Source organism: Acinetobacter sp. GWC1_38_13 (assembly GCF_001767535.1).
GTDB classification, from domain to species: Bacteria; Pseudomonadota; Gammaproteobacteria; order Pseudomonadales; family Moraxellaceae; genus Acinetobacter; species Acinetobacter junii.
The window spans coordinates 15,076-37,463 of sequence record NZ_MELG01000049.1; the positions used below are offsets into that span (position 1 = coordinate 15,076).

The following is a 22,388-nucleotide window of genomic DNA, read 5'->3' on the forward strand; positions in this document are numbered from 1 at the left end:
TCGATTGAACAATGAGAAGGAAAATTAGGAACGTAACGTTTCTACCACCCAAGTATCTTTAATACCCCCACCCTGTGAGGAATTTACAACAAGCGAACCTGCTTGCATCGCAACTCGCGTTAATCCTCCCGGTACTATTTCAGTACGATAAGGAGAACTTAATACAAATGGTCGTAAATCAATATGTCGTTCAGCTAGCCCATCGACAGTTAGTGTTGGCGCCACAGACAACGCTAAAGTAGGCTGAGCAATATATAAATGTGGCGTCGCCATAATCTTTAATTTAAATGCTTCTATCTGTGCCTGATCTGCTTGTGGTCCGATCAGCATTCCATATCCACCAGAGCCTTGGGCCTCTTTTACCACTAATTTTTCTAAATGATTTAATACATAATCTAATTGATCATCTTCGCGACATTGATATGTTGGTACGTTATTTAGAATTGGTTTTTCACCTAGATAATATTCAATCATTTGACTAACATAAGGATAAACAGATTTATCATCAGCAACACCTGTACCTGGTGCATTTGCAATCACAACATTATGTTGCAAATATGCTGACATTAATCCTGCAACACCCAAAGTACTATCTGGTCTAAAGACTAAAGGATCTAAGAAATCATCATCAACACGACGATAAATTACATCCACTTGTTGACGTCCACGAATTGTTTTTACGAATACTTTATCATTCTCAACAAATAGGTCTCGACTCGTAACCAAGGGTACATCCATTTCCCGTGCCAAAAATGCATGTTCATAATAAGCACTATTAAAACGCCCTGGTGTTAACACCACGATTAAAGGTTGATCCACATAAGCATTCTCCGTCAGCACTTGCTTCAACAGACTCGGATAGTGTTCGATACCTTGTAAATTATTACTCACACATAAATCAGGCATCAATTTTTGACTAATTTTTCTACTCTCAAGCATATATGACACACCTGAAGGTGTTCTCAAATTATCCTCTAGTACAAAAAAATCACCCTGATCATCTCTGATAATATCGATACCACTAATTTGTGAATATATCTTTCCTTTGAGGTGGTGCTTCAGCATATGAGGCTGAAAAGCTTCATGATTCATAATTTGTTGCGCAGGAATAATGCCTTCTTTTAAGATATTTTGACCGTGATAAATATCATCCAAGAAGTAATTCAAAGCTTTAACACGCTGCTCACAGCCTGAAGAAATTTTTTCCCATTGTTTTTTTTCAATAACACGTGGAATCAAATCAAAAGGAATGGTACGTTCAGTGCCCTCTTGATCTCCATAAACATTAAACGTAATTCCTTCATATAGAAAATGCTGTTTAGCGACTGCACCTAGATTTTTTAATTCATCAAGACTTCGCTGACTTAACCACTCCTCGATCTTCTTAGATGCTTCACCGTTAAAACTTTTATCATCCAGCATCTCATTAAAGAATTTTGATTTAAGCTGCTCAAACAAATTTGTATTAACTTTGAGCTGTGAAATAAATGTAGACGATTGTAAATTTACTGCTGTTGTTTGCTCCGTCGCATAGTAATCAGTCGTGATAAATAGATCGTGTTCTTGTTCTGACATAGAAACCTCGTCTCATCATTTATTTATATCTCTAATAAGCAATTTCAATGCCACTTATAATATATGTATATTTTTTAACCAAGATTTATATGCTCTATTAAACTTAGCCATGTTTCAGTCGTAAATGCTTAATCTCTGTGTTATGAACTTGCTAAATCAAGTGAGTTTTTTTATTGTGTACACTTTAGAGCATTGAGTTAAATTCAGAACTTATGTCATCCATACAAGAAAAAGAAACTTCAAATAGCCTTTATCGCCAATGGCAAATTTTGTCTCGCCTATCTACTGGTAAATGGATGGGTACACGTGAACTACAAGAAATATTGGAACGTGAAGGCATTGATATAAGTTTGCGCACCATTCAAAGAGATCTAAATCAAATTGCACAACGCTTCCCGATTGAAAGCAACAAAACCGTACCACAAGGTTGGCGCTGGCGTTCAGATGCACCGATCCAAAGCTTACCGCATATGACTAGTTCCCAAGCAGTAACTTTTATGATGGTAGAAGAACACCTACGCCATTTACTACCGCCGAGTCTACTCGAAGAAATGACACCTTGGTTTGATTTAGCAAAACGTAGTCTTTCAACTCAAAATAACGTGCGCCAATGGATTAATCGTGTTCGTATCGTGCCAGCGAACCAACCTTTAATTCCGCCAATGGTCGATAAAAATGCACAACAAGCCATCTATGAAGGCTTGTTGCAAGATAAACAAATCGAATGTGTTTATCGTGCCAGAATTAATCAAGGCGAAGATAAAACCTATATCTTAAATCCCCTAGCATTGGTTCAAAAAGGTGCTGTAATTTATCTTATTTGTACACGTAATGATAAAACAGAAGTTCAAACATTTGCCTTGCACCGTTTTAAAGCAGCGACTGTTCTTGAAAGTCGTGCTCTACATCCCGTTAACTTTGATATTGATCACTACATTGATTCGGGTGCTCTTGGTTTTAGAGTGGACTACAGCAAACCGACCGAACAAATTCAGCTAAAACTCACAATGAGCGAAAGCACAGCTCAAAGCTTTTATGAAAGCCAACTTAGCAAAGATCAAACTATTACATCTCTAGAAGAAAATATTGTAGAAGTTGTGGCAACAGTTCCATTTACATCACAACTCGTTTGGTGGCTGAGAAGTTTTGGTAAAAAATTACTCAATATCGAACCTGCGGCTGTTTATAATGCAGTGAGAGAGATTGAAAATAATGAATAAAAAAGAGAACCATTTGGTTCTCTTAGACTTATTAAAATTTTTATATTTAAAGATAAGGTTTTTATTTTTATACATATTGTCTAGGACTTATTTTTTCGCCCGCCAGATCAAAATAAGTCCCACCAACGATGAAAAGCTGATAATGAATTAACATCGGCATGCAAGTTCATATCCATTATAGCGAATCGTCTTTTTCGTCATAGTTAAAGCCCTCTTTGTTTGAACGTACAATCAATATAATCAAGATTTTTCAAGCTGTGAAATAACAAAGATCGCAATGAAAATCTAATTATCTGCTAGGGATTTTAAATATATAAAGCTTTAAAAATAAAAAAGCTCCCTATAAGGGAGCTTTTAATCATTCACTCAGCTTAAGCTGAAAATGGATGACGTAAAATAATTGTTTCCGCACGATCAGGACCAGTTGAAATAATATCAATTGGACATTCGATCAACTGCTCAAGGCGTTTGACATATGCCAAAGCGTTTGCAGGAAGTTGATCAACCTGAGTTAAACCTACTGTAGATTCGCTCCAACCTGGCATAGTTTCATAGATAGGCTTCAAGCTTTCAAATGAAATCGCGTCAGAAGAACCTGCACAGCCTGAATCAACATCTTCATAGCCTACACAGATTTTAATTTCTTCTAAGCCATCAAGTACATCTAGCTTAGTTAAGCAAATACCAGATAAAGAGTTCACTTCAACAGAACGGCGAAGAATTTCGGCATCAAACCAACCACAACGACGTTGACGCCCAGTAGAAGCACCAAACTCATGCCCCACTGTACCTAAATGACGACCAATTGCATCACCTGTATCTGTTGCTGCATCATAGTGCAACTCTGTAGGGAATGGACCTGCACCTACACGTGTTGTGTATGCTTTAGTAATCCCGAGTACATAATCTAAATGTAATGGACCCATACCCGAACCAGAACTCACACCACCAGCAGTTGTGTTCGAACTAGTAACATAAGGATAAGTACCATGATCGATATCAAGTAATGAACCTTGCGCACCTTCGAACATGATTGCTTTGCCTTCTTTACGATAATCATGTAACACCTTAGTTACATCGATCACTAATGGCGCAAGAACCTCACGCCATTCATTGCAAAGTGCAATCACATCTTCAAACTTAACTTCTTCAACACCATAGAATTGAGAAAGTTGGAAGTTGTGAAGCTCAAGCATTTCCTTGAGTTTTTCTTCAAGTACTGCACCACCACGAACAAGATCAGCTACGCGTACAGCACGACGAGCAACTTTATCTTCATAAGCAGGACCAATACCACGACCAGTCGTACCAATCTTAGCATTGCCACGCTTTTTCTCACGTGCTTGGTCAAGTGCAATATGATTTGGCAAAATCAATGGGCAGTTTGGAGAAATACGAAGACGCTCTTTAACAGGTACGCCTTCAGCTTCCAAAATCGCCATTTCTTTGATTAATGCTTCAGGTGAAAGCACAACACCATTACCAATTAAGCACAATACGTTTTCACGTAAAATACCAGATGGAATGAGGTGTAATACAGTCTTTTTACCACCGACCACTAGAGTATGACCCGCGTTATGTCCACCTTGATAGCGAACTACCGCAGCCGCTTGGTCTGTGAGCAGGTCGACGATTTTACCTTTACCTTCGTCGCCCCATTGGGTACCAAGTACCACAACATTTTTGCCCATAATAGCCTCATTACATCATGCTGTTAAAATTGGAAACTAAGTCAAAACTTAGCAATTAAATTTTTTCAATTACCCATTGCCCATTCTGTGACACCATTTGATGCGTCGCATAAGGAACAGAGTTTAAATCATCTTTACCTAACAGTTGCACTACACGCATACCTTGATGACGTGCACCTGCAATTGCTTTCAATAAATTTTGATCATTTCCACAAGGAGCTACTATCGTTTCAATTTCAGTAAACTGAGTAGATCCTAATGCATATAAATCACAGCTAAAACCAGTCGCAGGACGTGAACGACCAAAGTGTTCACCAATTCCATCATAACGACCACCTTGAGCTAGTGGTGCTGCGCGATTAGGTGCGTAAATGGCATACATTAAACCAGTGTGATAGTGATAACTACGAAGCTCAATCACATCAATACCGATGTTTAAATTCGACCATTTAGACTGAATTTGTGTAAATGTGCTTTCTAAAGCCTCAAATGCAGTTTTGAAGTCAGCATCATTTAAAATATCTTGGCTAAGATTCGCTTTTAATGCACCCAAATCACTTGCGTAACGACCTAATGCATAAAAATCAGAGCCCATTGATAAGTCTTGGGTAAACTCAGCTAATTCTGGTAAAGCTTTACGCTGATAAAGATCAGAAAGTTGATTCTCTGTATTCTTATTTAAACCAGCACGCTTAACTAAGCTACGGAATAAACCTACATGACCTAAGTCTAAATGAGCGCCTTCTAAAGTATGCGCTTGTTCAATTAAACCCAACATCACATCAATCATTTCAACATCAGCTTCGATGCTATCATGACCATATAGCTCAGCACCCAATTGTAAAGGCGCACGCGTTGCATTGAAATTCTGTGGTTTAGTATGAAGGACTGTGCCTGCGTAGCAATAACGAGCGACGCCTTCAATTGGTCGTACATGTGCATCAATACGCGCTACTTGAGGTGTCATATCAGCACGAACACCTAACAAGCGACCAGAAAGTTGATCTATAACTTTGAAAGTAACTAAATCTAAATCTTGATTTGATTCTGAAAGTGAAGACAACGATTCGATGTATTCAATAAATGGCGTATACACCAATTGATAACCTCGAACTGCGAGGAAATCTAGAGCTTCTCGGCGCAATGTTTCGACAACTTGCGCTTGTTCGGGTAATACATCTGCCACCCCGTCAGGGAGCAACCATGTCTCTGAAATGGTCATGTTCCAAACCTAAAATCTGTTTAACGTGGAGGCATCCACATAAAAAGCAACCACATAAAAAAATCGGGTGAATGCCCGATTCAGCGTAGTGTAGCATGAAGATTTATGTGATGCACCTTCGAATTTGAATAATTCTTTACCAATTAACTAGAAAGCCAGCAACTTGTTATTTTAAATTTAACAAATAGATTCAATACATTAAGATCACTCATCAATACAAACAACACTTATGTTCCATGAAAAGAAGTGCCCAACATCTGTACTATTGAACTGTTCTCGATTGGTGAGATATTACTTTTTGATGACGAATGTTACTTAAACAATTAAAGCAAAATATGCTTATAGTATTTTTCCAAATAAGAAACTGCTTGACTAAGTAGTAGATTTATAAAACAACTCAAATAAACAAATGAACTTAGCTTTTGCCTTTTGTGCCCTTTACCACGATTTCTAGAACCCCCACCAATTCAGCATTCTGCTTTTCTAAAGCAGCGACATTCGCAATCGTCTTGTCTAATACTTCTTGTTGGACATGCATTTTTTTTGCCATATCTTGCATAATTTCAAGACCTTTTTTGAGGTGCAGCTCTAAATGCAAGACTTTTTCCTCTAGCCTAACGATATCTTTTGCAGTATCAGTAGGTTGATTATTTTTAAATAAGAACCAAAACAAAAATAAAACTGCCAATAGCAATAATCCAATAAATCCCCAAACCATCATTAAGCCCATTACATTCCCCAATAAATTGTTTTTTATTATTTAAATATTAAAAAGATTCACACAAATCTAATAAGCGATTCGCATAACCCCACTCATTATCATACCATGCAAAAACTTTTGCTTGATGCCCCACGACCATCGTTTGCGTCAGGTCAACAATTAATGAATATGGCGAATGATTAAAATCGCTTGATACCAAATCTTCATCAGTCACTTGCATAATTTGAGCATAGTCAAACTTAGCAGCTTTACTTAGAACTTCATTAATTTTATGAACTGTGATCGGTGAATGTGAAACAAATGAAATATCTATCGCTGCAACATTGATAGTCGGCACACGAATAGAGTACCCATCTATACGACCATCCATTTTTGGCATCACGCGTTTTAATGCGCCCAAAGCACTTGAAGTAGTAGGAATAATATTTTGTCCAGACGCTCTGGCTCTTCGTAAATCACGATGAGCATGATCCAAAACTGATTGATCTGCAGTCACTGCATGGATCTCGGTCATGAGAGCAGTATCAATGCCAAAAGCATCATCAATAATTTTGACCAAAGGCACTAAGGCCTGTGTCGTACAAGAAACGCTAGAAATAATTTGATCAGTAGGTTTGACATCAGCATGATTAACACCATAGACGATAGCTGCATCAACAGAATCAAATGGTGCTGCACCAATAATTACTCGCTTTGCACCTGCATCTATATGACGTGTTGCATCAGCTCTCGATCGAAATAAACCTGTACATTCGAGCACAACATCTACAACCAAACCAGCCCAAGACAATAGTTCAGGCTGAGCCTGTTTAAATACTTGCAGTCTTAATTGTCTTTGATTTGAATGAATATTTAAAAAAATTTGTTCGTTCTCAATCTCAATATCGACTTGACCAGCAAAACGACCATGCGTTGTGTCATATTTAAAGAGATGAACTAAAGTTTGAACATCAGCAATATCATTAATCGCTACAATATCAAATTGAAATTGCTTAGGGCTTTCAAACCATGCACGTAATACATTTCGACCAATTCGACCAAATCCATTGATAGCGACACGTTGCATGCAAAGCCCTTATATTCATCAAAACATCATATTTTCTTGCTATATGGTAAAACATGATCCGCCTTGTTGAATATAGATTTTTAGCTGAAACACAGTTTTATATGATATTGCTTGCAAAATCGTTGGTCGGGCACACATTTTCCGTTATAATTTAGCACTTTTAAAATCTACGCCATGTAAATGCGCTTTGTTTGCAAAAATTCAAAAACAACTCGCCTATTTTACATATAGCCAAATTCAAAATTATGGAGTGTCTTGGTTGTGAGTACTCGTTTTATGACATCAGCTGAAATTCGTGAAGCATTTTTGCGTTACTTTGAATCGCAAGGGCATACACGTGTCGCTTCGAGTTCACTCGTTCCCGCCAACGACCCTACTTTATTATTCACAAATGCTGGTATGAACCAGTTTAAAGACTGTTTTCTTGGGTTAGAAAAGCGTGACTATGTACGTGCTGTTTCTTCTCAAAAATGTGTACGTGCAGGTGGTAAACATAATGACCTAGACAATGTAGGTTACACAGCACGTCACCATACTTTCTTTGAAATGTTAGGTAACTTCTCATTTGGTGATTACTTCAAACGTGATGCATTAAAATTTGCTTGGGATTTTTTAACGAACGAGCAATGGCTAGCATTACCTAAAGATCGTTTATATGTCACTGTTTACCATACTGATGATGAAGCATTTGATATTTGGAACAAAGAAATTGGTTTAGATGCAAGCCGTATCATTCGTATCGGTGACAACAAAGGTGGTCAGTACGCATCAGATAATTTCTGGGCTATGGGTGATACTGGTCCGTGTGGTCCTTGTTCTGAAATTTTCTATGATCATGGTGATCACATTTGGGGTGGATTACCTGGTTCTCCAGAAGAAGATGGCGATCGCTTTATCGAGATCTGGAACAACGTATTTATGCAGTTCAATCGTACTGCTGATGGTGTGATGCACCCTCTCCCAGCTCCATCTGTAGATACAGGTATGGGCTTGGAACGTATTTCTGCTGTTCTACAACATGTTAATTCTAACTACGAAATCGACTTGTTCCAACACTTGCTAAAAGCTGCTGCAAATATCATCGGCATTCAAGATGAAGGACAACCATCATTACGTGTACTGGCTGACCATGCTCGTTCTTGCTGCTTCTTGATTGCTGATGGCGTAAACCCATCAAATGAAGGTCGTGGTTATGTTCTACGTCGTATTATCCGTCGTGCAGTACGTCATGGTAATAAGCTAGGCGCTACAGGTACATTCTTCTACAAGATGCTACAACCATTAGTCGAAGTTATGGGTGAAGCTTATCCAGAGCTTGCATCACGTAAAGATGTGATTGAAGCGACTTTACTACGTGAAGAAGAACAATTTGCAAAAACACTTGAGCAAGGTTTGAAGCTTTTAGAAGCTGAGCTTGCACAGTTGAAAGATACTGTGATTCCAGGTGCAACTGTATTTAAACTTTACGACACTTATGGCTTCCCAACTGACTTAACTGCTGATATTGCACGTGAACGTGGTTTTACCATCGACGAAACTGGCTTTGAAGTTGAAATGGCTGCACAACGTCAACGTGCACGTGACGCAGGTAAATTCGCAGTTGACTATAATAGTATTGTAAAAGTTGAAGGTGAAACTCAATTTGATGGCTATGATGCAACTCAAGGTCAAGGTCAAATCGTTGCAATCTACAAAGACGGTACTCAAGTTGATGAAATCAATGAGGGCGATGAAGCGCTTATCGTTTTAAACCAAACGCCTTTCTATGCAGAAAGCGGTGGTCAAATCGGCGATACAGGTATATTCAAAAACGATACAGGTATTTTCGAAGTACAAGATACTAAGAAATCTGGTGGTGCTTTTGTGCATCAAGGTATCGTGACGATGGGTAGCTTAAAAGCAACTCAAAATGTTGAAGCAACAGTTAAAGCAGATATTCGTGCTGCTACAGCGCGTAATCACTCTGCCACTCACCTTCTACATGCAGCTTTACGTCAAATTTTAGGTGATCACGTTCAGCAAAAAGGCTCATTGGTTGCTAGCGATATTTTACGTTTCGACTTTGCTAACGACCAGCCAGTGACATTTGAACAGCTTCAACAAATCGAACGTCTAGTGAATGCTGAAGTTATTGCAAACACTCCTGTGACAACTGAATTGCTTGACATCGAGTCTGCTAAAGCCAAAGGTGCGATGATGCTGTTTGGTGAGAAGTATGGCGAAGAGGTTCGCGTTCTGTCGATGGGTTCAATTATCGAAGAGAAAAACTTCTCAATCGAACTTTGCGGTGGTATCCACGTTAAACGTACAGGTGATATCGGCTTATTCAAGATCACTTCTGAAGGTGGTGTAGCAGCTGGCGTTCGTCGTATTGAAGCTGTAACAGGAACTAAAGCTTTAGAAGCTGTTCAAAAAGCTGACAGCGATATCCAAACAATTAATGGTTTGTTGAAAGCTCAGAAAGACCAAACTGTAGAAAAAGTTGAAGCAATTGTTGAGACTGCATCAAGTTTGCAAAAACAAATTGAACAGTTAAATCAAAAAATAGCAAGTTTCCAAGCTGCTGATTTATTAGACCAAGTTAAAGAAATTGCTGGTCGTCAAACATTAATCACAACCGTAAAAGGTTTAGATGCCAAGTCATTACGCAATTTGCATGACAGCGTAAAATCAAAATTGGAAGATGCAGTCATTATTTTAGCTGGCGTTGAAGGCGATAAAGTGAGTTTAATCGCGTCCGTCGCTAAACAATATGCTGCAAATCTAAAAGCGGGTGACATTATCAAACACTTGGCTCAAGAGCTAGGTGGTAAAGGTGGTGGTAAACCTGACTTAGCACAAGGTGGCGCGCCACTAAACGAGAAGTTTGATCAAGTTTTTGCAGCATTGCCTGCTTGGCTTGAGCAATAAGAACTTCACTTTTGTGTAACTGACCCTGATGCCTCTCAGGGTCATGGCTTATATGGAACAACTATGGCATTAATCGTTCAAAAATATGGCGGTACTTCTATGGGTACTCCTGAGCGCATTTTAAATGTTGCTCGTCGTGTCAAGCGCTGGCATGATCACGGTCACAAAGTGGTCGTTGTTGTGTCTGCAATGAGTGGTGAAACGAACCGCTTACTTGCGCTTGCAAAAGCCATTACCAACACCCCTGACCCACGTGAATTAGATCAAATGGTGTCAACGGGTGAACAAGTAACGATTTCCATGTTAGCTATGGCACTGAATTCAATTGGTGTAGAAGCTAAGTCATATACTGGTCGTCAAGTTGGTATCAAAACGGACAGTGCTTTTACCAAAGCGCGTATTGAATCTATTGATACTGATGTCATGACCAAAGATTTAGATGCAGGTCGTGTTCTCGTTGTTGCAGGTTTCCAAGGCTTTGATGCCGAAGGAAATACCACAACTTTAGGTCGTGGTGGTTCTGATACCTCTGGTGTTGCAATTGCAGCTGCATTAAAAGCTGATGAATGTCAGATTTACACTGATGTTGATGGTGTTTATACAACTGATCCACGTGTCGCACCTAAAGCGAAAAAGGTTGATCGTATTTCTTTTGAAGAAATGCTAGAAATGGCATCGTTGGGTTCAAAAGTTTTACAAATTCGCTCTGTTGAATTCGCAGGTAAATATCAAGTTCCATTGCGTGTATTATCAAGTTTTGATAATGACGATGACGGCGCATTCGATGAAGAATTCAAACAAAATGTAGGCACACTAATTACGACTGAGGCTGAAGACGATATGGAACAACCAATCATCGCAGGTATTGCATTTAACCGTGACGAAGCAAAATTAACGATCTTAGGTGTTCCTGATGAACCAGGTATTGCATCTAAAATCTTGTCACCTATCAGCAATGCCAACATCGAAGTGGATATGATTATCCAAAACGTTGAAGAAGATGGTACAACTGATTTCACATTCACTGTAAATCGCAATGATTTAGCAAAAGCTAAGGCGATTTTAGAGCAAACAGCAAGCAGCATTGAAGGATGTGAAGTTGTTACTCGTGATGATATCGTTAAAGTATCAATCGTAGGTGTGGGTATGCGTTCACATGCAGGTGTTGCAAGCAAAATGTTTACTGCATTAGCTGATGAAAGCATTAATATTTTGATGATTTCAACATCAGAAATCAAAATTTCTGTACTTATCGAAGAAAACTATTTAGAACTTGCCGTACGTTGTTTACACACAGCTTTTGGTCTAGATCGTGAACACGGCGAAAGCAGTGCACGTGCTTAATTAATAGCTTGTTAAACATATTTACTTTCAAGTAAATAGCAAAAAAAACAGAGCCACTATAGTTTTTACTACAGTGGCTCTGTTATATTAACCTTTGAGGTTTTTCAGTGATTCTTAACAGAACGTACGAAAAATAATGTTTTTTACATATTTCTGTTGGAATTTTCTGTATATTAAGGCTGTGCTTTCGAACAATGAATTCCCTGTCGCAAGTTTAAGCGTTTAGCAAGGAGATAAACATGCTGATTCTGACCCGTCGTGTCGGAGAAACATTAATGATTGGGGATCAAGTCAGTGTTACTGTGCTTGGCGTAAAAGGCAATCAGGTGCGTATTGGTGTTAATGCTCCAAAAGAAGTTTCTGTGCATCGTGAGGAAATTTACCAACGTATCCAACATGAACGTGCCATGCATGAACATTTACAACATCTTGATCAGGATTATCAACTTTCGTATGAAGAAGATAATAACGATTTTCCGCGACATAATAACTTTAATCGTTAATTTTCAGAATTCTTCCCACATAATTAAAGCGACACAAGATGGTCGCTTTAATTTTATTTAAAACCTCAATTTATAAGAAATTATAAACCTAAAGCTTTTTTTACAGGTGCGTAACTACGACGATGTTGATCAATTACGCCGTGTGCTGCAATAGCTTCAAAATGCGCTTTTGTAGGATAACCTTTGTGCTTTGCAAACCCATAATCAGGATATAATTCATCTAAGGTCTTCATTTGATGATCACGTGTAACTTTAGCTAAAATACTGGCTGCACTAATCTCAGCATGAGTCGCATCACCTCCCACAATTGCTTCACATGCAATCTCAATCCCTTTTGGAATTTGATTACCATCTACAATTACTTTGTGTGGCGTGGTTTTTAAATTTTCGACCGCACGGCGCATTGCAAGAAATGTGGCTTGCAGAATATTCATTTCATCAATTTCAGTATGTGTAGCTTCAGCAATTGACCAAGCTAATGCCTTTTCTTTAATCTCTATAAACAACTTTTCGCGTTTCTTTTCAGTTAATTTCTTAGAATCATTTAATCCTTCGATTGGATTATTAGGATCTAGGATCACCGCAGCTGCAACAACTGAACCCACTAGAGGACCGCGCCCTGCTTCATCTACACCAGCAACAAACATAATTTACTCGCAAAAAATTGGCTGCATTTTAGCAGCCAATCAAAGTCAATTGAATACAGAACTATTTTACCACTTCTGATACGCAAGCATTCATAGTTTTAGCTACTGCTACACCTGTTAAAGTTGTTCGCGCTTTAGAATCCACTGCAGCAAGTGCCAATTCTGAAGGTGATAAAACAGTTGGTGCATTTTTGCCAACGCATTTACAAATTTGGGTTTTCTTCTCTTTCTTCTGGGTCTTTGTCATTAATTTACTTGCAATTTTCCAAGCTGCAAAATCATCAATATCATGATTACACTTGGTCTGTGCAGCAAACTGAATTGCAGATGTTCCTAATTTTAAATTACTTTGCTCACCACTTTGCACAGTACTACAAGCCGCCAAAGCAAAGACCATTGAAATTGCCAAAACAAATTTATTCTTATACATGTAACTATCATTTTAGTTGAATAATATCATGATTAATCTAGCACTCTAAGAAACTAAAAATGATTTGAAATTATAAGAATATCTTCTAAGAAACAAAGCTGAAAATCATCCAGCTTTGTCTAATTTCTTACTTTTATTTCTATTTCTTTAATGCTTCAGACACGCAGGCATTAACAGTTTCAGCAACCACTTGATTCACGATCGTTGCTCTTGCAGTTGGATCAATTGCAGCTGTAGCCAACTCCAAAGTCGTTACACTATTGGGCGCTTTTTCACTTACACACCCACAAACATCAATCTGAATATTTTCACGCTGTTCAGTGGTCATCAAACGTGTTGCTGTTTTCCATGCAGGTAATGTATTGATTTCACTCATACATTTAGCATTAACCGCAACCTTTAATGCCGTTACACCTAACTGTTGAGATGTAGATGGTGTTGTAGAAGTATTTGTATTTGGCGCAACACATCCATTTAAAACAAATAATACTGGCAGAGCCAACAATAATTTTTTCACAACTTTTAACCTTATAGCGACTTAATTGCAGTCGTATTTTGCACAAAGCATTTTATTAAGCAATTGACCGTGCAGACTTATTACATATTTAAACATATCGTTTCGATTAATAATCGTTGCAAGGACAAGACGCTCTGTTACATATACACCGTATGAGGAATAAATAACGCTATTTAAAATCTACAAAATCATATCACAGCTAGGATGTTGCGATGTCAACCTCAGCACAGTACTACACTCGCACAGCACAAGTATTACATTGGCTCATGGCCGTTATTTTTATCGTTGCATGGCTTATTGGATTTTACAGTGGAAATTTTTTAAGTTATGAAGTTGATGGAACGTTTAAAGGCACTGTTATTACACTTCATAAGAATATTGCAACAACCATTATCTTTTTAGTCGTTATAAGAATTTTTTGGCGTTATACCCATCCAGCTCCACAACTACCAAATACCATGTCACCAATGATGAAAACCTTGGCACATATTGGTCATTTTCTATTATATTTAATGTTACTAGCTCTACCAATTACAGGCTGTTTATTCAGTTGGAGCGCTGGTCACCCTGCCCCTGTTTTATACTTATTTGAAATCCCCCGTCTAGTTCAAGACAATCCAGATTTATTAGCAATCGTTAAACCCCTACACATTTATATATCGTGGTTTGCGGGCTTACTTATTGCAGGTCATATTCTCGCAGCGATTAAACATCATCTCATCGACAAAGATAATGTATTGCTCAGCATGCTAAGACAACCCAAATAAAAATTGATATAAAAAAACCGCTTATCGCGGTTTTTTTATGCATTAGATTTTTCTAATTTCGGTAATCCATTTCTGCTTATCATCATCAGAAATAAATGAAGCTTCAAAAGAGTTAATCGCAAGCTGCTTTAATTCCTCATTTGATAGATTCAAAGCTTGTTGAATCGCAATAAAGTTATCATTCATATATCCACCGAAATATGAAGGATCATCCGAGTTTACAGTGACATGTACACCTTTTTGCAGCAAACGACGAATGTTATGCTCAGCCATATCTTTCACGACACAGAGCTTTAAGTTACTTAACGGGCACACTGTTAAGGGCATTTTCTCTGCAATCAGGCGCGTCATCAGTTGCTCGTCTTCTTCTGAACGAACACCATGATCAATACGATTCACCTTAAGTAAATCTAAAGCTTCCCATATATATTCAGGAGGACCTTCTTCTCCAGCATGTGCGACGATCAAGAAACCAGCTTCTCGTGCTTTGGCAAAAACACGTTCAAATTTTGATGGTGGGTGTCCAACTTCACTTGAATCCAAACCTATGGCAATAATATCATCTTTGAATGGCAAGGCTTGTTCTAACATTTCAAACGCTTTTTCTTCACTTAAATGGCGTAAGAAACACATAATCAATTGAGAGCTGATACCCAACTTTTCTTTTGCATCGGTGCATGCACGCTTTAAACCATTTAAAACGGTAACAAACTTAACACCACGCTCAGTGTGTGTTTGTGGATCAAAGAACATTTCTGTATGTACCACTCGATCTTCTGCGCATTTTTCAAAGTATGCCCAAGCCAAATCGTAGAAGTCCTGCTCATGCACTAACACATTGGCGCCAGCATAATAAATATCTAAAAAAGATTGAAGGTTATGAAAGTTATAAGCCTGTTTCACTTCTTCAACAGATTGATAAGGAATCTGAATCTGATTACGCTGTGCAATAGCGAACATCAACTCTGGCTCAAATGTCCCTTCAATATGCACATGTAATTCGGCTTTGGGCAAAGCACGAATCAGCTCGATTTGATCCATATAAACTCCACGTCTAAATAAAAAAGGGTGCTGCCTAACACGGTACACCCTTTAAAGGTTTTATCACTTAGTTTTAAGTGGCTTAGCCACCAAACGCAACAAATTTAAATACCCAAAGTGCAGCAATAATCCACACCATATAAGGTACTGTTTTTGCCTTACCTGTAAACAGCTTAACCAATGCATAACTAATGAAACCCATTGCAATACCATCGGCAATTGAATAGGTAAATGGCATAAATACGATCGTTAAAAAAGCTGGTACAGCTTCAGTAATATCATCCCAATCAATGTGCGTAATTCCTTGAATCATTAACACACCGATAAATAATAGTGCTGGTGCAGTTGCAAAACCTGGTACGGATTGTGCCAAAGGAGCCAAGAATAAGCAGCCGATGAAAAGTAAAGCAACCACAACCGCAGTTAAACCTGTGCGACCACCAGCTGCTACACCTGAAGCTGATTCAATATACGGGGTGGTAGATGATGTACCTAATGCAGCTCCCGCTACAATTGCAGTTGAGTCAGCAAATAGGGCTTTCTTTAAGCGTGGTAATTTACCATCTTGAAGCAATCCAGCACGATGTGAAACACCAACCAAAGTCCCGGTACTGTCAAACAAGTCAACGATAAAGAATACAAAAATAACCCCGACCATACTTGCAGTAAATAGACCTTCAAAATCCATTTGCATAAAAGTAGGTGCGATTGATGGGATATGTCCTACGACACCTTTGAATTCATTCAAACCCAAAACAGTCGCTATTGCAGTGACAACTAAAATACTGATGATGATTGCACCTCGAACTTTTAATTGATGCAAAACAACAATCATTAAAAATCCGAATAATGCTAACAATACTGTTGGCTGTTTAATATCACCCAATCCAACCAATGTCGCTGGATTATCTACAATAATTCCTGCATTTTTAAGCGCAATCAATGCAAGGAAAAGACCTATTCCCCCACCAATCGCAAACTTTAAAGACATCGGAATCGCATTGACGATTGCCTCACGAATTTTAAAGAAACTTATAGCAAGGAAAACAAGACCTGAGACAAATACCGCTGCTAAAGCAGTTTGCCAAGGCACCTCCATGCCCAAACACACAGAATACGTAAAATATGCATTTAAACCCATACCTGGTGCGAGTGCGATCGGATAATTCGCCACAATCCCCATGACCAAACACCCGATTGCAGCAGCCAAACAGGTTGCAACAAACACAGCACCATGATCCATTCCGGTTTCAGATAGAATGAGTGGATTTACAATGATGATGTAACACATGGTCAAAAATGTGGTTACACCTGCTAGAACTTCTGTTCTAAAGTTGGTTTTGTTATCACTTAATTTAAATAAGCGTTCTAACAGTCCAACTGAAGCATTAGGCGTTGTCATATAGCACCTGTTAAAATCTAAGATCGTAGAATATGAAATCTATACGCTTGTGTTTCAAATAATTTTTTGAATGTACACAAAATGGTATACAAGGCTAAAAGCAATCTACATGCCAGTTTCACGCTTGCTATACAGAGGAGATGTATAAATTTGGTTCCGATTTCAAAATGTAAAAAGCCGCATAACAAGATGCAGCTTTTTTATTTAATGGTAAATATTTTAACAGATTCTAATAAAAACTTGGACACAACCCGATAAAAAAAGCTAAATCCTGTGACATTTTACCTGAGAACTTAATTATTCGCTTCGGTAGGTCGCTAATCGAGAATGCTTCACATAATTTGGATTGTGTTGAATCGAATTTAGGCTATGTTCTGCATCGTTCACAATCTTCATCAGCTCTTGTCTTTTTTTGTTCTGCGAATCAACATAAACCGCATAACCCAAAATAAAAACAGAACAGAGAATAAGTATTGAAAGTACTATCTTCATTATTATTATCTCTAATGTATGCTTTTCTTAAATACTAACAAATGTGTACAAAAATGTATATCAATTAACACTTTTAAATCAAAAACAAATGTAATGTCACAATAATTTTTTCCGATAAAAGCTGAATTTGAACATTTTTTACACACTTAAATATTAGAATAATAAAGTATTTTAATCAACAACTTTTGCATAAATTCAATTAGATAATTTTAATATTTTACCAATTGATTAATTAATATTTATTAAATCAGTAATAAATTAAGCTTAAATAGTACCTTTATCGCTTAAAGGTACTATTTGATATTGCTAAAAATCGCTTTTAGAACTGATAGTTAACTCTTACTAAGAAGTTACGTGGTGTTCCAGGCATAGAGTCCGAACGCCAATATTCTTTGTTGGTTAAATTATTCACGGCAAGCGTAATATTCCAAGGATTTGCACTATAACCAATCGCAGCATCAAGTCGTGTAAAACCTTTTAAATCAGTGGATGTACTATTGAGATTACCATTTGGATAAACTTTTGCATCACCCACATATGTAGCACCTAGCTCAGTATAGATTTGATCTGTCGGCAAATATCGAATAAACAAATTTCCTGATGGATGGAAAACAGGGTCAATAAATTAGCTCGTCGTTTATTGCCAAAAGCTTATGCGGAAATTGATACAAATACTCAATTTGATAGGAAAAATCTGCGTCTAGGTATCGAAGTTACTTTATAAAAATGATTAAACATTAAATTAAAACCGAACGCTTCGTTCGGTTTTAATTATTATTCGGAAATAAATCAATGCGGACTAGATTTTGATAAAAGGTTTAGAATCAACACACCACACATAATTAATGCTATGCCGATAATTCCCCATAGATCCAATTTTTGATCATAGAAAAACCAAGCAAAGGTCGTGATCAATACAATTCCTACCCCAGACCATATCGCATAAGCAATACCAACTGGAATTGTTTTCAGGGTCAAAGATAAGCAATAAAATGCAATGATGTAACCTAAAATCACAATGATCGAAGCAAATGGCTTTGTAAATCCTTCGCTACTTTTCAGTGCAGATGTCGCAATCACTTCTGCTGTGATCGCTACAAATAAAAATATCCAACTTTTCACTTACCACACCTGCTCTATCCAAACAAACATTTCACATCTATTAATTCAATCATAAAAAAACACCCTTTAATAAAAAGGGTGTTTTCTAGTTCTAAGATCAAGAATCTATTAATAATATTTAAGCAGATTTCTTCGCCATATTATTTTTACGAATCGTAATCATCACCAACTGAACTGCTGCAGGAGTGACACCTGGGATACGGCTTGCTTGCGCTAAAGTTTCAGGGCGAACTGTTTTAAGCTTTTGAGTGATCTCGCGAGATAAACCTGAAACACCATCATATTCAAAGTCAGCTGGAATCTTCGTTTCTTCAAGGCGTTTCATCTGAGCAACATCATCATGTTGACGGTTGATATAACCTTCATATTTCACAGCAATTTCAATTTGCTCACCGACCTGTTCAGAAACCTCTGAGCCTGTAAGTTCAGCAATTTGACCAAAATTAATATTTGGACGTTTCAATAAATCAATCGCGCTGCACTCTTTGCTTAGGTCCGCACCAGTCATTTCAACAAACTTTTTACCCATCGGGTTATTCGGTGCTGCCCATAAGTGTTGTAAACGTGATGTCTCGCGTTCAACAGCTTCCATTTTTTCGCTATATGCAGCCCAACGTTCGTCATCAACCAAACCAAGTTCACGACCAATTGGAGTTAAACGTTGATCTGCATTATCTTCACGAAGCATCAAACGATATTCTGCACGTGAGGTAAACATGCGATATGGTTCTTTAGTCCCTAATGTAATCAGGTCATCTACAAGTACGCCCATATATGCTTGATCACGTTTTGGTGTCCACTCTTCTTGTTCCCAAGCACGACGTGCTGCATTCAAACCAGCAAGTAAACCTTGAGCACCTGCTTCTTCATAACCAGTGGTACCATTAATCTGACCAGCAAAATACAAGTTTTGAATTGCTTTAGTTTCAAGCGTAAATTTCAATGCTTGCGGGTTGAAATAGTCATATTCAATTGCATAACCTGGACGCAAGATATGAGCATTTTCCATACCGCGAATCGAACGCACTAGATTGAACTGAACGTCAAATGGCAATGAAGTTGAGATGCCATTTGGATAAAGCTCATGCGTATCTAAACCTTCAGGCTCTAGAAATACCTGATGCGAATCTTTATCAGCAAAACGATGAATTTTATCTTCAATCGAAGGACAGTAACGAGGACCAACCCCTTCAATCACACCTGTATACATAGGTGAACGATCTAAACCACCACGAATAATTTCATGTGTTTTTTCACTGGTATGAGTGATGTAGCAGTTCACTTGTTCAGGGTGCATCGATACATCACCCATAAATGACATCACTGGAGATGGGAAATCACCTGGTTGTGGTGTCATCACAGAGAAATCAACGGTACGCGCGTCAATACGCGGTGGTGTACCCGTTTTTAAACGACCTACTGGAAGTTTTAACTCACGTAAACGATGCGCCAAAGCAATCGAAGGAGGATCACCTGCACGACCACCGCTCGAATTTTGCAACCCGATATGAATGACACCCCCTAAGAAAGTACCCGTGGTGAGTACAACGGTTTTGGTATCAAAACGAATACCCATTTGGGTCACAACACCTTTAACGGTATCGCCTTCAACAATTAAATCATCAGCAGCTTGTTGGAAAATATCCAAGTTCGCTTGGTTTTCTAAAGTATGACGAATGGCAGCTTTATAACGGACACGGTCTGCTTGAGCACGCGTCGCACGCACAGCAGCACCTTTGCGCGAGTTTAAAATACGGAATTGAATACCGCCCTTATCAGCAGCAAGCGCCATTGCACCGCCAAGCGCATCTATCTCACGAACTAAGTGCGATTTACCAATACCACCAATCGCTGGGTTACAGCTCATCTGCCCCAAAGTCTCAATATTATGCGTCAACAATAATGTTTGTCTTCCCATACGAGCCGCCGCAAGCGCAGCTTCCGTACCAGCGTGACCGCCACCAATTACGATAACGTCGTAAACTTTAGGATAGTGCATAGTGGTAATGTGTATTTAAAAAATGACAGAGTATTATACAGAAGTTTTCTATTAAGTTGACAAAATCCGTCAATATTCTTGTAATCCCTATCTGCTTAGCTTGATTTAAATATATACAAAATAAAACTTAATGTTGCACTTTTCATGCATTGTTAACACATGGACTTATAACTATTAACCTGATATCCACTGTTCCGATTCAAAAAATTCTTATCATTATTAGTGCATAACAAATACTTTAGGAAAATGATATGAACACTAAGCTTTTATTTTCGACGCTTATTTGTAGCCTGTGTTTTGCTGTAACAGCACAAACCAACGCAAAAACCACAGTTGATGCACAAACTCAAAAGTATCAACAAGTATGTAAGGGCAAAAAACAAGGTGATATGATTTCATTTGCCTACAAAGGTGTTGTCTTTAATGGTACATGTGAGCCAAATGAAGCTGGTAAATTAGCATTCCAACCTCCAATGCCTGCAAATAATGCAACGCCTGAAACTCAAACTAAGATTTCAGAAACACAATCAGAGCCTCGACCAGTGAGTGCGCCTGTTCAGCCTATGGAAATAACACCTCCTCCAATGGAACAATCAGCTCCACATATTGAACAAACAGCTCCATAAGAAATTGGACACCTATATATAGTTATATAAGGATGCTGTTCAGCATCCTTATTTTTTGTTCAGGCTATATCAAAAGAATTATGTTTGAAAAAACATCTTAAAATTGTAATCAGTCTATTTTATAATCCCTCTGTATGGTCTGAATCTATTACAATAACCAAAATACATTAACTTAGGTTTTCCTGTGAACTGGCTACAAATTCATATTACTGTCGATCAAAAACAAGTTGAACTAACTGAAACTTTGCTCCTTTCTTTGGGTGCTGTCAGCGTTACGCTAGATGATGCCGAAGATCAAGCACTGCTTGAGCCATTACCAGGTGAAACCCCTCTTTGGAATAAAGTCATTGTAACGGGCATTTATCAACAAGAAGAAGATGCTCCAATTGATGTTGATACTTTAGAAGCTTTTTTAAAAGCACAACTCCCTGATGTTCCAATGCGCCATGAGTATTTAGAAAACCAAGTTTGGGAACGCGCATGGATGGATTATTACGAACCAATTCAAATTGGTGAAAAATATTGGATCGTACCAGAATGGTTAGAGCCACCTGAAGCAGATGCAACCAACATTAAACTTGATCCAGGCTTAGCATTCGGTACAGGTAACCATGCCAGTACATTCCTATGCTTACAATGGCTAGGTAAGACTGATGTAAAAGATAAAATCGTGATCGATTACGGCTGTGGGTCAGGCATCTTGGGTGTTGCTGCCCTTCTATTAGGTGCTAAAAAAGTATATGCCACAGACATTGATCCACAGGCTGTTCTAGCAACAAAACAAAATGCAGAGTTGAATGGTGTACTTGAGCGTCTGTACGTTGGCTTACCAGAAGAATTCAATAACGAGTTTAAAGGTCAACAATCGGACATACTAGTTGCAAATATTCTAGCTGCACCTCTAATGGCTTTAGCGCCTGAATTCTCAACTTTAATTAAAAATGAGGGAGAGTTCGCACTTGCTGGTGTAATCGAAGAGCAAGTTGCTGATGTTTCTAGTGTTTACTCTGAGTTTTTTGATATATTAGAGATCGAAAAGCGCGAAGAGAACTGGTGTCGCATTTCAGGAAAACGCAAAACAACAATTTGAGAA

The 22,388-nt window shown here is 38.2% G+C and carries 20 protein-coding genes and 1 pseudogene; 7 read left to right on the top strand and 14 right to left on the bottom strand.

Annotated features, from left to right (window positions below):
- Positions 1-24: 24 nt before the first annotated feature.
- Positions 25-1,575 carry a circularly permuted type 2 ATP-grasp protein gene (locus A2003_RS04930; protein WP_125272007.1) on the bottom strand — a complete coding sequence of 517 codons (1,551 nt, stop codon included), beginning with the start codon at positions 1,573-1,575 and terminating at the stop codon, positions 25-27.
- Positions 1,576-1,787: 212 nt separating this feature from the next.
- Between A2003_RS04930 and A2003_RS04935 the strand changes: the two genes are divergently transcribed.
- A complete protein-coding gene (locus tag A2003_RS04935; RefSeq protein WP_004955109.1) occupies positions 1,788-2,795 on the top strand; it encodes a helix-turn-helix transcriptional regulator in 1,008 nt (335 codons plus the stop codon).
- 371 nt (positions 2,796-3,166) lie between these two features.
- Here the strand turns inward: A2003_RS04935 and A2003_RS04940 are convergent, their stop codons facing one another.
- The 4 genes from A2003_RS04940 to A2003_RS04955 form a co-directional block, all read right to left on the bottom strand.
- Positions 3,167-4,486: an adenylosuccinate synthase gene (locus A2003_RS04940; RefSeq protein ID WP_004912203.1), complete on the bottom strand. Its 1,320-nt coding sequence runs from the start codon at positions 4,484-4,486 to the stop codon at positions 3,167-3,169.
- A gap of 55 nt (positions 4,487-4,541) precedes the next feature.
- Positions 4,542-5,708, bottom strand: a complete 1,167-nt coding sequence (locus A2003_RS04945; protein ID WP_136695100.1) for an ATP phosphoribosyltransferase regulatory subunit — start codon at positions 5,706-5,708, stop codon at positions 4,542-4,544.
- Positions 5,709-6,123: 415 nt separating this feature from the next.
- Positions 6,124-6,438 (bottom strand): hypothetical protein, encoded by a 315-nt coding sequence (locus A2003_RS04950; protein WP_004955112.1) that lies wholly within the window; start codon positions 6,436-6,438, stop codon positions 6,124-6,126.
- 37 nt (positions 6,439-6,475) lie between these two features.
- Entirely contained in the window at positions 6,476-7,495 is a 1,020-nt protein-coding gene (locus tag A2003_RS04955) for a type I glyceraldehyde-3-phosphate dehydrogenase (RefSeq protein ID WP_286686889.1), read from the bottom strand.
- Between the two features lie 261 nt (positions 7,496-7,756).
- Between A2003_RS04955 and alaS the strand changes: the two genes are divergently transcribed.
- From alaS to csrA, 3 genes are all read left to right on the top strand, one after another.
- The gene (alaS, locus tag A2003_RS04960) at positions 7,757-10,405 is read left to right on the top strand and encodes an alanine--tRNA ligase (RefSeq protein WP_286686890.1); all 2,649 of its coding nucleotides are present in this window, start codon (positions 7,757-7,759) and stop codon (positions 10,403-10,405) included.
- 63 nt (positions 10,406-10,468) lie between these two features.
- Entirely contained in the window at positions 10,469-11,749 is a 1,281-nt protein-coding gene (locus tag A2003_RS04965) for an aspartate kinase (RefSeq protein ID WP_004955120.1), read from the top strand.
- Between the two features lie 239 nt (positions 11,750-11,988).
- Positions 11,989-12,252 carry a carbon storage regulator CsrA gene (gene csrA, locus A2003_RS04970; RefSeq protein ID WP_286686891.1) on the top strand — a complete coding sequence of 88 codons (264 nt, stop codon included), beginning with the start codon at positions 11,989-11,991 and terminating at the stop codon, positions 12,250-12,252.
- Between the two features lie 80 nt (positions 12,253-12,332).
- On the opposite strand, the gene rnhB is transcribed toward csrA, so the two are convergent.
- The 3 genes from rnhB to A2003_RS04985 all read right to left on the bottom strand — a co-directional run bounded on the left by rnhB (position 12,333) and on the right by A2003_RS04985 (position 13,846).
- Entirely contained in the window at positions 12,333-12,899 is a 567-nt protein-coding gene (gene rnhB, locus A2003_RS04975) for a ribonuclease HII (protein WP_004912218.1), read from the bottom strand.
- A gap of 61 nt (positions 12,900-12,960) precedes the next feature.
- The gene (locus A2003_RS04980; RefSeq protein WP_005402351.1) at positions 12,961-13,329 is read right to left on the bottom strand and encodes a hypothetical protein; all 369 of its coding nucleotides are present in this window, start codon (positions 13,327-13,329) and stop codon (positions 12,961-12,963) included.
- A gap of 139 nt (positions 13,330-13,468) precedes the next feature.
- On the bottom strand, positions 13,469-13,846 hold the full coding sequence (locus A2003_RS04985) for a hypothetical protein (protein WP_004962943.1): 378 nt from the start codon (positions 13,844-13,846) through the stop codon (positions 13,469-13,471).
- Between the two features lie 212 nt (positions 13,847-14,058).
- On the opposite strand from A2003_RS04985, the gene A2003_RS04990 reads away from it, so the two are divergent.
- Positions 14,059-14,613: a cytochrome b gene (locus A2003_RS04990; protein WP_004912224.1), complete on the top strand. Its 555-nt coding sequence runs from the start codon at positions 14,059-14,061 to the stop codon at positions 14,611-14,613.
- 42 nt (positions 14,614-14,655) lie between these two features.
- Here A2003_RS04990 and A2003_RS04995 read toward each other — a convergent pair whose 3' ends face one another.
- From A2003_RS04995 to mnmG, 6 genes and pseudogenes are all read right to left on the bottom strand, one after another.
- Positions 14,656-15,654, bottom strand: a complete 999-nt coding sequence (locus tag A2003_RS04995) for an adenosine deaminase (RefSeq protein ID WP_286686892.1) — start codon at positions 15,652-15,654, stop codon at positions 14,656-14,658.
- A gap of 82 nt (positions 15,655-15,736) precedes the next feature.
- Complete coding sequence (locus A2003_RS05000) at positions 15,737-17,056, bottom strand: NCS2 family permease (RefSeq protein WP_279684812.1); 1,320 nt, start codon at positions 17,054-17,056, stop codon at positions 15,737-15,739.
- Positions 17,057-17,353: 297 nt separating this feature from the next.
- On the bottom strand, positions 17,354-17,548 hold the full coding sequence (locus A2003_RS05005) for a hypothetical protein (RefSeq protein ID WP_004912232.1): 195 nt from the start codon (positions 17,546-17,548) through the stop codon (positions 17,354-17,356).
- A gap of 319 nt (positions 17,549-17,867) precedes the next feature.
- Positions 17,868-18,149: pseudogene (locus tag A2003_RS05010) on the bottom strand (TonB-dependent siderophore receptor); the annotation flags it as partial.
- A gap of 188 nt (positions 18,150-18,337) precedes the next feature.
- Positions 18,338-18,670 (bottom strand): DMT family transporter, encoded by a 333-nt coding sequence (locus tag A2003_RS05015; RefSeq protein WP_004912243.1) that lies wholly within the window; start codon positions 18,668-18,670, stop codon positions 18,338-18,340.
- A 118-nt stretch (positions 18,671-18,788) separates the two neighbouring features.
- Positions 18,789-20,669: a tRNA uridine-5-carboxymethylaminomethyl(34) synthesis enzyme MnmG gene (mnmG, locus tag A2003_RS05020; RefSeq protein ID WP_099948890.1), complete on the bottom strand. Its 1,881-nt coding sequence runs from the start codon at positions 20,667-20,669 to the stop codon at positions 18,789-18,791.
- A 251-nt stretch (positions 20,670-20,920) separates the two neighbouring features.
- On the opposite strand from mnmG, the gene A2003_RS05025 reads away from it, so the two are divergent.
- Positions 20,921-21,295: a hypothetical protein gene (locus A2003_RS05025; RefSeq protein WP_286686893.1), complete on the top strand. Its 375-nt coding sequence runs from the start codon at positions 20,921-20,923 to the stop codon at positions 21,293-21,295.
- A gap of 184 nt (positions 21,296-21,479) precedes the next feature.
- A complete protein-coding gene (prmA, locus tag A2003_RS05030) occupies positions 21,480-22,385 on the top strand; it encodes a 50S ribosomal protein L11 methyltransferase (protein WP_004962975.1) in 906 nt (301 codons plus the stop codon).
- The last annotated feature ends 3 nt before the right edge of the window (positions 22,386-22,388 follow it).

Excerpts from the sequence above, each read along its gene's own strand:
- mnmG (WP_099948890.1), bottom strand. The coding sequence starts at position 20,669 with ATGCACTATCCTAAAGTTTACGACGTTATCGTAATTGGTGGCGGTCAC.
- A2003_RS04995 (WP_286686892.1), bottom strand. The coding sequence starts at position 15,654 with ATGGATCAAATCGAGCTGATTCGTGCTTTGCCCAAAGCCGAATTACAT.
- A2003_RS04955 (WP_286686889.1), bottom strand. The coding sequence starts at position 7,495 with ATGCAACGTGTCGCTATCAATGGATTTGGTCGAATTGGTCGAAATGTA.
- A2003_RS04930 (WP_125272007.1), bottom strand. The coding sequence starts at position 1,575 with ATGTCAGAACAAGAACACGATCTATTTATCACGACTGATTACTATGCG.
- csrA (WP_286686891.1), top strand. The coding sequence starts at position 11,989 with ATGCTGATTCTGACCCGTCGTGTCGGAGAAACATTAATGATTGGGGAT.
- A2003_RS04945 (WP_136695100.1), bottom strand. The coding sequence starts at position 5,708 with ATGACCATTTCAGAGACATGGTTGCTCCCTGACGGGGTGGCAGATGTA.
- A2003_RS04965 (WP_004955120.1), top strand. The coding sequence starts at position 10,469 with ATGGCATTAATCGTTCAAAAATATGGCGGTACTTCTATGGGTACTCCT.
- A2003_RS04940 (WP_004912203.1), bottom strand. The coding sequence starts at position 4,486 with ATGGGCAAAAATGTTGTGGTACTTGGTACCCAATGGGGCGACGAAGGT.
- A2003_RS05000 (WP_279684812.1), bottom strand. The coding sequence starts at position 17,056 with ATGACAACGCCTAATGCTTCAGTTGGACTGTTAGAACGCTTATTTAAA.
- A2003_RS04980 (WP_005402351.1), bottom strand. The coding sequence starts at position 13,329 with ATGTATAAGAATAAATTTGTTTTGGCAATTTCAATGGTCTTTGCTTTG.
- A2003_RS04935 (WP_004955109.1), top strand. The coding sequence starts at position 1,788 with ATGTCATCCATACAAGAAAAAGAAACTTCAAATAGCCTTTATCGCCAA.
- A2003_RS04950 (WP_004955112.1), bottom strand. The coding sequence starts at position 6,438 with ATGGGCTTAATGATGGTTTGGGGATTTATTGGATTATTGCTATTGGCA.
- A2003_RS05005 (WP_004912232.1), bottom strand. The coding sequence starts at position 17,548 with ATGAAGATAGTACTTTCAATACTTATTCTCTGTTCTGTTTTTATTTTG.
- A2003_RS05025 (WP_286686893.1), top strand. The coding sequence starts at position 20,921 with ATGAACACTAAGCTTTTATTTTCGACGCTTATTTGTAGCCTGTGTTTT.
- rnhB (WP_004912218.1), bottom strand. The coding sequence starts at position 12,899 with ATGTTTGTTGCTGGTGTAGATGAAGCAGGGCGCGGTCCTCTAGTGGGT.
- A2003_RS04990 (WP_004912224.1), top strand. The coding sequence starts at position 14,059 with ATGTCAACCTCAGCACAGTACTACACTCGCACAGCACAAGTATTACAT.